The sequence below is a fragment of the Candidatus Schekmanbacteria bacterium genome (genome assembly GCA_003695725.1).
Taxonomy (GTDB): domain Bacteria; phylum Schekmanbacteria; class GWA2-38-11; order GWA2-38-11; family J061; genus J061.
The window spans coordinates 1-12,258 of sequence record RFHX01000037.1 but is presented as its reverse complement, the minus strand read 5'-3'; the positions used below and the strand labels follow the sequence as shown (position 1 = coordinate 12,258).

General features: G+C 36.3%; 11 protein-coding genes. 10 read left to right on the top strand and 1 reads right to left on the bottom strand.

Annotated elements, in window-relative coordinates; all coding sequences use genetic code 11:
• Positions 1-70: 70 nt before the first annotated feature.
• The 10 genes from D6734_01555 (at position 71) to uvrB (ending at position 11,787) form a co-directional block, all read left to right on the top strand.
• Positions 71-1,717, top strand: coding sequence for a hypothetical protein (locus D6734_01555; protein ID RMF97691.1), 1,647 nt, complete (start codon positions 71-73; stop codon positions 1,715-1,717).
• A gap of 60 nt (positions 1,718-1,777) precedes the next feature.
• Positions 1,778-2,320: a DUF4416 family protein gene (locus D6734_01550; GenBank protein ID RMF97690.1), complete on the top strand. Its 543-nt coding sequence runs from the start codon at positions 1,778-1,780 to the stop codon at positions 2,318-2,320.
• Entirely contained in the window at positions 2,317-4,029 is a 1,713-nt protein-coding gene (gene recJ / locus D6734_01545; GenBank protein ID RMF97689.1) for a single-stranded-DNA-specific exonuclease RecJ, read from the top strand. The genes D6734_01550 and recJ overlap by 4 nt, the downstream gene beginning before the upstream one ends.
• Positions 4,030-4,159: 130 nt before the next feature.
• Positions 4,160-4,630 (top strand): ribosome maturation factor RimP, encoded by a 471-nt coding sequence (locus D6734_01540; protein ID RMF97688.1) that lies wholly within the window; start codon positions 4,160-4,162, stop codon positions 4,628-4,630.
• Between the two features lie 4 nt (positions 4,631-4,634).
• On the top strand, positions 4,635-5,888 hold the full coding sequence (gene nusA, locus D6734_01535; protein RMF97687.1) for a transcription termination/antitermination protein NusA: 1,254 nt from the start codon (positions 4,635-4,637) through the stop codon (positions 5,886-5,888).
• Positions 5,889-5,908: 20 nt separating this feature from the next.
• Positions 5,909-8,188 carry a translation initiation factor IF-2 gene (locus D6734_01530; protein RMF97686.1) on the top strand — a complete coding sequence of 760 codons (2,280 nt, stop codon included), beginning with the start codon at positions 5,909-5,911 and terminating at the stop codon, positions 8,186-8,188.
• A gap of 18 nt (positions 8,189-8,206) precedes the next feature.
• On the top strand, positions 8,207-8,488 hold the full coding sequence (locus D6734_01525; GenBank protein ID RMF97685.1) for a DUF503 domain-containing protein: 282 nt from the start codon (positions 8,207-8,209) through the stop codon (positions 8,486-8,488).
• 30 nt (positions 8,489-8,518) lie between these two features.
• A complete protein-coding gene (rbfA, locus tag D6734_01520) occupies positions 8,519-8,869 on the top strand; it encodes a 30S ribosome-binding factor RbfA (GenBank protein RMF97684.1) in 351 nt (116 codons plus the stop codon).
• Positions 8,850-9,821, top strand: coding sequence for a bifunctional oligoribonuclease/PAP phosphatase NrnA (locus tag D6734_01515; protein RMF97683.1), 972 nt, complete (start codon positions 8,850-8,852; stop codon positions 9,819-9,821). Before rbfA ends, D6734_01515 begins: the two co-directional genes overlap by 20 nt.
• The gene (gene uvrB / locus D6734_01510; GenBank protein ID RMF97682.1) at positions 9,814-11,787 is read left to right on the top strand and encodes an excinuclease ABC subunit UvrB; all 1,974 of its coding nucleotides are present in this window, start codon (positions 9,814-9,816) and stop codon (positions 11,785-11,787) included. The genes D6734_01515 and uvrB overlap by 8 nt, the downstream gene beginning before the upstream one ends.
• Positions 11,788-11,790: 3 nt before the next feature.
• Here the strand turns inward: uvrB and D6734_01505 are convergent.
• The coding region (locus D6734_01505) for a YfcE family phosphodiesterase (GenBank protein RMF97681.1) at positions 11,791-12,258 on the bottom strand (468 nt) is incomplete at its 5' end.

Below are 12,258 nucleotides of genomic sequence, written 5' to 3'. Positions count from 1 at the left end.
TGCTTTAGAATTACTACTTTTCACGCATTATCTAAGAATCCAACTGCATTTTTCTTATTTTGCCGTAAGCATGCTGAGGGAAGATAGTAAAATAAAACTCCTTCTTCAGGCTTTGATTCTATCTTTGCCATTACTCAGTTTTGAAACAATGATTTTTTTATGGGTGAACAAATATTCATCTGTATCTCCATTATTATCTAAACCCATTTATGTTTATGTCATTTGTATAATTGTTCTAACAGTTACTTATCTTTTCTTTTATCTGAAAAGAATTGGTGATAACCTTTTTATAGTTTCATTATTGTCGGTGCTGATGATTATTTCGACTTCTTCTTCCATCTTTTTTGCGCTAAGGGTATCTGATAATTCCAAATATTATAGCGACCGTAATAAAAAAATTAGACACATCTTTTTAATCACTGCTGATGCTCTGCGCGCCGATGGGCTTTCATGTTACGGGAATAAAGAAATACAAACTCCAAATCTCGACAAATTGGCGCGAGATAGTGTCTTTTTCAAAAATGCCATATCACCTTCATCTTGGACGCTGCCTTCATTGACGTCTATCCAAACCGGCGTTTCTCCAACTGTGCACCAAACACTGAAATTGAACACAGGTCTTTCTGATAAATTTATGACTTTAGCTGAATACTTGAAAGAAGAAAAATACAAGACTGCTGCGATTGTTAGGAGTCCTTTTCTTAAACCTATTTATAATTTGCTGCAGGGATTTGATGATTATTACTATTTTCCAAGACCATTTCCTTCTTCCGTGGGACCAAGAATATTAAGAAAACTACCATTACTAAAATGGCATTTTGATATTTCAACGGATTATTCTACTTTTTTTGCCAAGCAATGGATCGAAGCCAATAAGGATAAAAATTTTTTTCTATGGATTCATTATTTTGACCCTCACGCTCCCTATACACCGCCGGAAAAATATTTACCCGAAGAAAAACCAAATGCAAAAGACAGGATCAGTTATGACCGTGAAACTGCAGAAAAAATTCGCAACAAAAAATATATACCTTCTCCTATTCAGAAAAAATGGATAAAGCGCCTTTATGAAGGTGAGGTGCTTTATATTGATGATTACATTGGTCGTCTAATCAAATATCTCAAAGGAAGTGGTTTGTATGATTCATCATTGATTATCTTTTCAAGTGATCATGGAGAAGAATTTTGGGAACACGGTGGTGTTGAACATATGCATACATTATACAATGAATTGCTCTTTGTTCCTCTAATGATTAAACTTCCGAATTCCTCCGTCAAAGAAAATATAACAGTACCCATATCAACACAAAGAATTATGCCCACAATTCTCGATCTTTGCGGAATTAAGATAAACCAAGAGTGTTTAAGGGCAGAATCATTAGCTTCTTTATGGAAGGTTGGAGAAGAGGGATTGATACCGGAACCTATAATAAGCATTGATAATTTTAAAGAATCGGTAATATTCAATAATATCAAATACATCAAGTATCATAAACCCGAGAAGGAGGAGCTTTTCGATCTCCTTGACGATTCCAGAGAGACAAATTCCATTGTAGATAATGCACCTGATTATCTGGAGACGAGCCGAAAAGCGTTAAAAGCGCATTTTGAAATGTCAAAGGCCATTCGTTCTTGTTTAAAAATAAGACCTGAAAAGAAAATTAATATAGACACAGACACTTTGCAAAGTCTTAAAGCTTTAGGTTATGTAAACTGAATGATAAAATCCTTATAATGATTGAGGTCGCTACATAAAAGACCAATTAAGTAAAATACGATGGGAGACATAAATTTAGATAAAGTTGTAAAAGCAAAACTCTTTTGCGCGCTTATGTTTGAACGAGAAGAGGATAGACAGTATGCTGAGAATGAATTAACAAAAGAATTTGGTAAAATAGAGCTTTCAAGCAATATTTATAAATTCAACCACACTGATTATTATTGTGAAGAATTTGGTTGCAACCTAAAAAAAAAGCTCATAGTATTTGAAAAAACAGTGGAGCAGGAAATCCTTCCTGACATCAAAATCAAGACAAATGAAATAGAGGATTCTTATTTAACAGACAAAGGCAATAGAAGAGTCAATATCGACCCCGGTTTTATTCTGCCTTCCAAACTAATTTTGGCTTCAACAAAGAATTACAGCCATAGGATTTATCTTGGCAAAGGTATATATGCAGAAGTAACATTGATGTTTACAAAAAAAGGTGTTAAGTATCTGGAATGGACTTATCCTGATTATAGAAGCGAAGAATTGGCAGAATTTTTGATTGAAGTGAGACAAAATTATATTAAAAGTTTAAAAAAACAAGACAAATGAAAAATAATACAAAGTGGATTACTTATCCCCTCAATACACAGTTAGCCAAAAAACTCTCTGAAAGTCTTGGTATATCGAAAATTACAGCCCAAATCCTCATTAATCGAGGATGCGATACAGTACTGAAAGCTGAAAAATTTCTCTATGGCGGAAGTGAGCTTTTTTATCCTGCTCTCAAAATGAAAGATATGGGTCTTGCTTTGGAAAAGACAAAGGAAGCTTGCAGAAATAAAGAGAAAATTTTTCTATTTGGAGATTATGATGTCGATGGCACGAGTTCTGTTGTAATGCTTTTAAAAACATTGAAAGAAATTGGAGCTAAATGTGAATACTATATCCCAAGACGGTTGAAAGAGGGCTATGGATTGAATACAAATGCTGTCAAATACGCAGCACAAAAGGGCTTTAAAATGATAATCACAGCCGATTGCGGGATAAGCAACTGCAAGGAAATAGCTCTTGCAAGAGAGCTTGGTATGTCTGTAATAGTTCTTGACCATCATTTGCCATCAGGTGAATTGCCTGATGCCAATGCCATTGTTAATCCCAAACAGGAAGACTGTGAATATCCTTTTTCAGAACTTTCAGCTTCTGGAATTGTTTACAAATTCTGCACAGAACTTTTAGGCAGCGAAGTTTATAGTGAGCTGAAGGAAGAACTTCTTGCATTTGCTGCATTGGGGACAGTTGCCGATATAGCTCCTCTTCTTGACGAAAATAGATTGATTGTGAAAAAAGGATTAAAAAACCTGAACCTTACTTCCAATGCTGGTTTAAATGAATTACTGCAGAGAAAAGAGCTTCATTTCAAAAAGATAATGCCATGGCATATATCGTTCATTATAGCTCCTGTAATAAACGCAGAAGGACGAGTACATGAGTATAGCGATGATGTGCCTTTAGGATATTCTCAAGTTGTAGAACTTTTTACCTCAGGCAGCAATGGAAATTTACCGTCAAAAGTTTCAAGTATTTGTGCAGACAACGATATTCGACAGGATATTGAAAAAAGAATAATGAATGATGCGATGGAGATGGCGAAAGAGGAAATTGAAAAGGGTAATAATATTATAATACTTCATAATGATAATTGGCATCCGGGAGTAATTGGAATTGTTGCATCTAAACTTACGGAGGAATTTTTGAAACCTGTTGTCATAATAGGAGAAGGGGGTAGGGGGTCTGCAAGGTCTTCTGTCAATTTTGATATTTATTCTTCCATTGACAGGTGCGGCAAATACTTGGAATCATATGGGGGACACACTTTTGCCGCAGGTTTCAAAATGGACTATAGAAATTTAGACAATCTTAAAAATGCCCTTTGTGAGATTGCATCTAATTATGAAGTGGATTCTCCATTCCGTAAAAAAGAAGAAATTGATATGGATATTGATTTCGATGAAATGAATAAGGAACTTATAAATGAGTTTGATATGCTCGAACCCTTTGGTTATGGGAATCAGCAACCTGTTTTTATTACCAGAAATGTTACAGTAAAATATGAGCCGCGCATAGTGGGAGATAAACATTTAAAACTATTGCTTTCACAAAATGGATATACCTTACAGGCAATAGGTTTCAATATGGCTGAAAAAAAGGATATCTTGCCTGAAAATGAATATTTTTCCGTAATTTATACACCTCAAATCAATAACTGGAATAATGAAGAGCATATCCAATTGAAGCTCAAAGAGATAGTTATCGAGTAAACAAATTTCCCTTTCTCAATGATTTGAAAAATATTTTCTCTTGCATTGAAGACTCCCTTGTAGTATTCATAAAGAGCATAAATTTTTTTGTGTTCAAGAGAGTGGGAGAGTACCCGCTCTTTTCTTTTTTATGACATTGAATTTGCAATATATGGAATCTTCTGACATTGAAAGAGTACTGCTTCCAATTATAAAAAAGGAAGAGTTAGAATTAGTTGAAATCAAGATTGCGGGGAATATAAAACATCCTCTAATCAAGGTATTTTTAGACAAAGAGGGAGGGATAACGGTCAACGAATGTGCCGAAGTGAGCAGTCAACTCAATGCTGTTTTAAGTGTTGAATATGATGATATAGATTATAGATTAGAGGTATCATCGCCGGGGCTGGACAGGCCGTTGAAGGAGAAAAAGGATTTTATGCGCTGCAAAGGGAAGAATGTGTTACTAACATATCGCGAAAAAGATGGAAAGATTAGTAAAATTACAGGGAAAGTAGTTGATATAACTGAAAATTGTGTTAATATTAAAAATATAAATAATACCGTAATATCAGTATGTTATAATGATATTATTAAAGCAAATCTTGAAATAAGGTTTTAGGTGTATGAAAAATCAACTAATACATATCATTGACCAAATTGCTAAAGAGAAAGGCATCGACAGGGAAACTATGTTTTCTGCAATTGAAACCGCAATTATATCTGTCGTTAGAAAAAAATACCATGAAAACAGTAAATTAACGGTGAAATTTAATAGTGAGGAAGAAAATTTCAGCATTTATTCAATCAAAAAGGTTGTCAGCGATGATAAACTTACTGATCCCCATAGTGAAATTGGCCTTTCAGAGGCAAAAAAAGTTGATGAATCTATTGAAGAAAATGAAGAATTTTTGACAAAACTTGAAGATGTCGATTTGGGAAGAGTCAGTATTCAGACAGTCAAACAGGTTATTGCTCAAAAGATGAGGGAAGCGGAAAAGGATGTTGCCTATGAAGAATATTTGCAATTGAAAGGTTCAGTCATAGTAGGTACAGTATCTGCCATTGAAAAAGGAACAATAATAGTAGATCTTGGCAGGGCAGAAGGAAGATTGCCTTATAAAGAGCAGATACCCAAAGAGAAATATAGAAAGGGAGACAGAATAAAGGTTTATATCTGTGATGTTCAAAAAACTCAGAAAGAACTTCAGATTTTGCTGTCAAGAAGAAGGCCTGAATTTTTAGAACAGTTGTTTAGAGATGAAGTTCCTGAAATTGAAGACGGAATAATCAAAATTGTTTCATCATCGAGAGATCCCGGTTGGAGAGGAAAGATTGCAGTCAGCAGTAATGATAAAGACATTGACCCAGTGGGGGCTTGTGTAGGCGTAAGGGGTAGTAGAGTTCAAAGCGTTGTAAGGGAATTGAGCGGCGAAAGAATTGATATAGTACGCTGGTCACAGGATATCAAAGAATATATCAAGAATGCTCTTCTTCCAGCTCAATGTTTGTCTGTGAAGGTTGACGAGGAAAATAAAAGCGCTGTTGTAATTGTAGAGGACGAACAACTGTTTCTTGCAATAGGGAAGAAGGGACAAAATGTAAAACTTGCATCTGCGCTTACAGGATATAAAATAAATGTCTTTTCTAAAACAGAAGTTAAAGAAGGCATCAAAGCAGATGACACGAAGCAGGCAGCAGTAGAGTCAGTTGCTTCAATAAAAGGTATAAATAATGAGCTTGTTGAAGCTCTCGTGGAAGCAGGGTATTCTAATGTTGAGGAAATCGCAAAAGCAAAAGAGTCAGACCTTGCTGAAGTGAATGAAATGGGACTGGAAAGGGCAAGGCAGATTATTGAGTCAGCAAAGAAATCCCTTTAAAAAAAGAGGCGAATAGATAGATGGCGCAAGGAGAACGAATACATTCTTTAGCTAAAAAGCTTGGTATAAAAAGTGCTGAATTGATAGAAAAGCTCAATTCTGAAGGTATAAAGGTTACAAGCCATATGAATGTGCTGGATCCTGAGAAAGTTGAACTTGTTTTGAAGATGTATTCATCAAAAAAAGCAGGGAAGAAAGAACCGGCTAAAAGGGCTACAAAAGCAAAAGAAAAAAAGGCACCAAAATCAGCAAAAGATAAATCGACGGCAAGCGTAAAGAAGGAAGCTGCAGCCAAAGTCAGTAAAAAAGGGAAAAAAGAGAAAGAAGAAAAGAAACCTTCAAAGAAAGCTGAATTGACTGTCGTCGAACCTGCTATAGAAAAGAAGAAAGAAAAAATTGAGAAAAAGGGATCAGAGAGTACTTCAGTTGAAAAAGCTGTAAAAACCGAAGAAGCCATAAAGGAGACACCAACTCCTTCAAAGGAAGCTGAAAAACCCCAATTAACGCTTGTAGAAGATAAAAGCGCAGTTGAAAAAGAGGAAGAAGCGCCCAAAGAAAAAGTAATAGAGATCAATGAGGGTGCGACTGTAAAAGAGGTCGCCGAAAAGATGAATGTTCCAGTTAAAGAGTTGATGGGGAAGCTTATAGGCTTAGGAGTTATGGCAAATATAAATCAGTCTCTTGATTCGGATACCATAGAGCTCATTGGTATGAGCTATGATACTGAAATAAAGATTGCCAAATTAGAGGAGGAAGAAGCTTTAGAAGAGGAGGAAGAAGAAGAAAACCTCGAGCCTCGTCCACCAGTAGTTACAATAATGGGACATGTTGACCATGGAAAAACATCACTCTTGGATGCAATTAGAGAAACGAATGTAATTGCAGGAGAAGCTGGCGGGATAACTCAGCATATTGGGGCTTATCATGTTAAACATGAAAAGGGAACAATTGTTTTCCTCGATACACCGGGACATCATGCTTTTACTGCTATGAGAGCAAGGGGGGCGCAAGTAACTGATATCGTTGTGCTTATCGTTGCGGCTGATGATGGTGTTATGCCTCAGACAAAGGAAGCTATTGACCATGCAAGAGCGGCTGGTGTGCCTATTATCGTTGCTGTCAATAAAATTGATAAACCGAATGCCGACCCTCAAAAAGTAAGGACTGCACTTTCTGAACTTGGACTCGTTCCGGAAGAGTGGGGTGGCGACACAATATTCGTAGATATTTCAGCCAAGAAAAGAATCAACATTAATGATCTTCTTGAACTAATCCTACTGCAAGCTGAGCTTCTTGAACTAAAAGCCAACCCGAAGAGAAGAGCTGTTGGCACTATAATTGAGTCAAAACTTGATAAAAAAAGAGGACCTGTTGCTACTGTACTCATACAAAAAGGAACACTCAGAATAGGAGACCCATTTATAGCTGGCACGAATAGTGGTAAAGTGAGGGCTCTCTTCGATGATAAGGGGAAAAGACTTCTTTCCGCAGGACCATCAATGCCGGTTATGGTCTTGGGATTTTCAGGTGTTCCCGAAGCAGGAGACACTTTTACAGTGACGGAAGATGAGAAAGCAGCAAAACAAATGGCAATTATGCGCTTACAGAAGAAAAAGGAAGCTTCTTTCAGTGCCGCAAAAAAAATCACTCTTGAAGAACTTTCAGAGCAGATAAAAAGCGGTATAGCCAAAGAACTGAGGATAATTCTCAAAACCGATGTACACGGGTCAGCACAGGCAATAGAGGATTCTTTGAATAAATTATCTACCAGCGATGTCAAAGTCAAAATTATACATTCTGCAACAGGTGGAGTGAATGAAAGCGATGTGATACTTGCTTCTGCATCCAATGCCATCATCATCGGGTTTAATGTAAGGCCTTCTGCAAAAGCAGTTGCTTTGGCTGAACAAGAAAAGGTTGATATGCACTTCTATACTGTTATCTATGACTTGATTGATGAAATGAAATCTACTATGGAAGGTCTTCTTGAACCAAGGATAAAAGAGCAGCAAATAGGAAGAGCTCAGGTAAGAGAAGTCTTTCATATCAGTAAAGTTGGTAAAGTTGCCGGCTCATATGTGCTTGATGGTAAGATTGAAAGAAATTCAAATGTGAGATTAGTTAGAGATAATGTAATAATTTATGAAGGGAAGCTTGCCTCTTTGAAGAGATTTAAAGATGATGTAAAAGAAGTCCCCGCGGGCTATGAATGTGGAATAAGAATTGAAAATTTCAATGACATAAAGGTTGATGATATTATAGAAGCTTTTGTAAGGGAAGAAGTTAAAAGAAAACTTTAGTCACACGGATACCTTTCTATGACAGTGGGAGTTTTAAAAATAACCCTGCTGATACCCGGAAGCAGATCTTTGAAGACTAAGCGTCAGATTGTGAGAAGTATAAAAGAAAAAATCAAGGGCAAATTCAACATATCGATAGCTGAAGTAGGAGACCAGGATTTGTGGCAAAGGTGTGAGTTAGGCATTGCAGCCGTCAACAGCAGCAGAAAATTGGTAGAAAGTATGATTGATAAGATCATAAATAACATAGAACTGAATGGAAATGTACGCATTATAGACTGCCAAAGGGAAATTTTATAACTCAAAGAATATTCTTAACAGATAAAAACAATGTTCAGCCGAATTGATAGAGTAAATTCTCTTATAAGAGATGAAATCTCTATAATCATTGCAAGAGAGGTAAAAGACCCGAGAATACGCATGGTTACAATAACTTCTGTTGAAACGACCAAAGACCTTTCATTGTCAAAGGTTTTTTTCAGCTCAGTTACAGAAGAAAATAAAGAAGAATTGATTAAGGGGCTTGAAAGCGCATCGGGATTTATAAGAAAATGTCTTAAAAAGAATCTCGTCCTCAAGAGAATACCACAATTGGCGTTTGTCTATGATTCTTCAGCTGAATATGGAGATAAAATCAATAACATCTTAAAATCCTTGAAGGATGAAAACGCTGAAAAATAATTTTAGAAAAGTTGAAAAATTGCTTGAAAAATGCAGTACAGCCATTATTTCTACTCATAGAAATCCTGATGCAGACGCAATTGGTTCTGAACTTGCCTTTTATTATCTCCTCAAAAAAAAGGGAATCGATGCAGAAATCGTAAATTTTTCTCCGTTGCCTGAAAACTTAAGATTTTTGCCTGATTCAGACAGGATAAAGCAACAGAAGAGAATACATAATAAATATGATATCGCCATCATTCTCGATTGCGAAAGCCCTGAAAGAAACGGCTATGTAATAAAAAAGGATAAGATCAAATATCCAATTCTTTATATCGACCATCATAAGACAAACCCAAATGACCCGGAAAATAATATCATTAATCCATTAGCGTCTTCGACATCAGAAATCATTTATTATTTGGTAAAACATCTAAAAGTGGATATTGACGAAAAAATTGCCACCTGCCTCTTTACTGGAATTTTCTTTGATACAGGAGGATTGAGATATTCCAATGCATCTAAATCAACTTTCAAGGTATGTTATGAACTTGTTAAAAAAGGTATTTCTGTAAGGGAAATATCAAAAAACATATTTGAAAACAGACGCATCAATTCACAACACCTACTCGCTATTGCTCTGTCCCGCCTGAAAACGACTGTAAATAAAAAAGTTTGCTGGACTTATTTAACAGTAAAAGATTTTAATAAAACCAATGCAGACAACAATGATACAGAGGGATTTATAGACAGGATCAATGAAACTGAAGGAATAGATGTGAGCATTTTTTTTAAGGAAATAGCTGAAAATATGACAAAAGTAAGCCTTCGCTCAAATGACAAATATGATGTTTCGGAAGTGGCGATTCATTTCGGAGGTGGAGGACATAAAAACGCATCAGGATTTATTTATAACGAAAGTTTAAAAAATACTATCAAACTCGTTCTCAATGAAATCTGTAAGGATGCCTGAGCAAACATTCAAAGTTGATTCCAAGTTTTTCCCCACTGGTGACCAGCCAAAAGCAATCAAAGAATTGGCAAATGGTGTGCTTAATAATATTAAGGCGCAGGTACTACTTGGAGTTACCGGGTCGGGAAAAACATATACAGTGGCAAAAGTTATTGAAGCAGTCCAAAAACCCACTCTTGTAATTGCCCACAACAAAACACTGGCGGCTCAGCTATACACTGAGTTTAAATCTTTTTTTCCTAACAACGCCGTTGAATATTTCGTCAGCTATTATGATTATTACCAACCTGAAGCATATATTCCCCAAACAGATACATATATTGAAAAAGAAACATCTATAAATGAAGATATTGAAAAAATGCGCCACAGAGCAACAAGGGCAATTCTTGAAAGAAAAGATGTCATTGTTGTGGCAAGTGTGTCCTGTATTTATGGCCTTGGTTCTCCTGAAACTTATGATGCAATGCATTTTTCTGCATCAGTAGGCAAAAGAATGACCAGAGAAGAGATAACTGAAAAACTCGTAGATATCCAATATTCGAGAAATGATATAGACTTTAAAAGAGGAACATTCAGGGTAAGAGGCGATGTTATAGACATATTTCCTGCCTATGAAGATGACGGAGTAAGGATTGAGTTGTTTGGTGATGAAGTGGAGAGAATATATCTCTTTGACCCTTTGACAGGGAAGAAAAAAGGAATGACAGATTTTGTTACTATCCATCCCAACAGCCATTATGTAACCTTTCCTGATAGATTGAAATCCGCAATAGAATCTATATCAGCGGAGCTTGAAGAGCGCGTTGCATGGTTTCTTGAAAGAGGGAAGACTTTAGAAGCGCAGAGATTGAAGCAAAGAACTTTATACGACATTGAAATGATCAAGGAGATAGGATTTTGTCAAGGGATTGAAAATTATTCGAGGCATTTAGATGGAAGAAAGCCCGGTGAACCTCCAAATACGCTTCTTGAATATTTTAAGGAGGATTTTTTGATTATAATAGATGAAAGTCATGTAACTGTGCCTCAGATTGGCGGTATGTATAGAGGAGACTATTCCAGAAAAAAATCACTCGTCGATTTTGGTTTTCGTCTTCCATCGGCACTTGACAACAGGCCTCTGACATTCGAAGAATTTGAAGAAAGGATAAAAAATGTAATCTTTGTTTCGGCTACCCCAGGTCCTTATGAGTTGAATGCGGCTCAAGGCAGAGTCATAGAACAGATAGTGCGTCCAACCGGGCTTATCGACCCTGAGGTGCTTGTAAAACCGGCGAGAAATCAGGTTGACGATCTTTTTGAAGAAATAAGAAAAAGGACTGCCAAAGGAGAAAAGATTCTTGTTACGACTTTGACAAAAAGAATGGCTGAAGACTTGACAGACTACTATAGGGAAGCAGGAATTAGGGTAAAATATCTTCATTCTGAAATTGATACTTTGGACAGAATTAGAATTATTCGCGATCTTAGAATGGATAAATTCGATGTATTGATAGGAATAAATCTTTTAAGAGAGGGGCTTGATATTCCAGAAGTTACATTGGTTGCAATCCTTGATGCAGACAAAGAAGGTTTTTTAAGGTCTGAAACATCTCTCATACAGACTGCTGGCAGAGCGGCAAGAAACATAAATGGACAGGTAATAATGTATGCAGATACTATAACCGGTTCAATGGAAAGGGCTATCAGCGAAATGCAGCGGCGACGCCATATACAGGAAGAGTATAATAAGAAATATTCAATCGAGCCAAAGTCCATTGAAAAAGAAATATCTGAAACAGTAAGAGAGATGTGTGAAAGAGACTATTATGAAATACCCTGTGAGGAAGAAGTAATGAGCAGAGAAGAGGAGGATATGAAAAAATCCATACCTGAACTGGAAGAACTGATGAAGAACGCTGCTGAAATGCTCGACTTTGAGACAGCTGCCTATTATCGAGATTTGATAAGAAAAAAAGTGAGTTGAGAATCAAAGATAACGAATTTTAAAGTCTGCTTTTTTTCCGTCTATTTCTAAAATTCCTATGCTTTCACCTATCCCATTTCTATTATTGGAAGCAGAACCGGGATTTAAAAATCTTTTTCCATTGAAAATCTTTTCGCATGGAATATGTGTATGTCCGAATATTATGATGTCTTCATCTTCAAATTCCTTGTCTATCCTTTCTATCAAGTCGTAAGGAGGCCCCCAGCCATGAATGATTCCAACCCTTAATTTTTCTACTGATAGAGTTTTTTTATATGGATAATGGGAGCGAACTTCATCATTATCCATATTGCCAGAAACTCCTATAAGAGGAATTCCTGAAATTGCTTCAATAGATAATGCTGCTTCGATTGATGTAAAATCACCTGTATGGACAATAAAATCAAAGTGCTTTGCTTCGGATTTTAGCATATTCTTTAATTTGCCGCCAATTTTCCCTCTACTATGAGT

Excerpts from the sequence above, each read along its gene's own strand:
- uvrB (RMF97682.1), top strand. The coding sequence starts at position 9,814 with ATGCCTGAGCAAACATTCAAAGTTGATTCCAAGTTTTTCCCCACTGGT.
- D6734_01525 (RMF97685.1), top strand. The coding sequence starts at position 8,207 with ATGACAGTGGGAGTTTTAAAAATAACCCTGCTGATACCCGGAAGCAGA.
- rbfA (RMF97684.1), top strand. The coding sequence starts at position 8,519 with ATGTTCAGCCGAATTGATAGAGTAAATTCTCTTATAAGAGATGAAATC.
- nusA (RMF97687.1), top strand. The coding sequence starts at position 4,635 with ATGAAAAATCAACTAATACATATCATTGACCAAATTGCTAAAGAGAAA.
- D6734_01550 (RMF97690.1), top strand. The coding sequence starts at position 1,778 with ATGGGAGACATAAATTTAGATAAAGTTGTAAAAGCAAAACTCTTTTGC.
- D6734_01555 (RMF97691.1), top strand. The coding sequence starts at position 71 with ATGCTGAGGGAAGATAGTAAAATAAAACTCCTTCTTCAGGCTTTGATT.
- D6734_01530 (RMF97686.1), top strand. The coding sequence starts at position 5,909 with ATGGCGCAAGGAGAACGAATACATTCTTTAGCTAAAAAGCTTGGTATA.
- D6734_01540 (RMF97688.1), top strand. The coding sequence starts at position 4,160 with ATGACATTGAATTTGCAATATATGGAATCTTCTGACATTGAAAGAGTA.
- D6734_01515 (RMF97683.1), top strand. The coding sequence starts at position 8,850 with ATGAAAACGCTGAAAAATAATTTTAGAAAAGTTGAAAAATTGCTTGAA.
- recJ (RMF97689.1), top strand. The coding sequence starts at position 2,317 with ATGAAAAATAATACAAAGTGGATTACTTATCCCCTCAATACACAGTTA.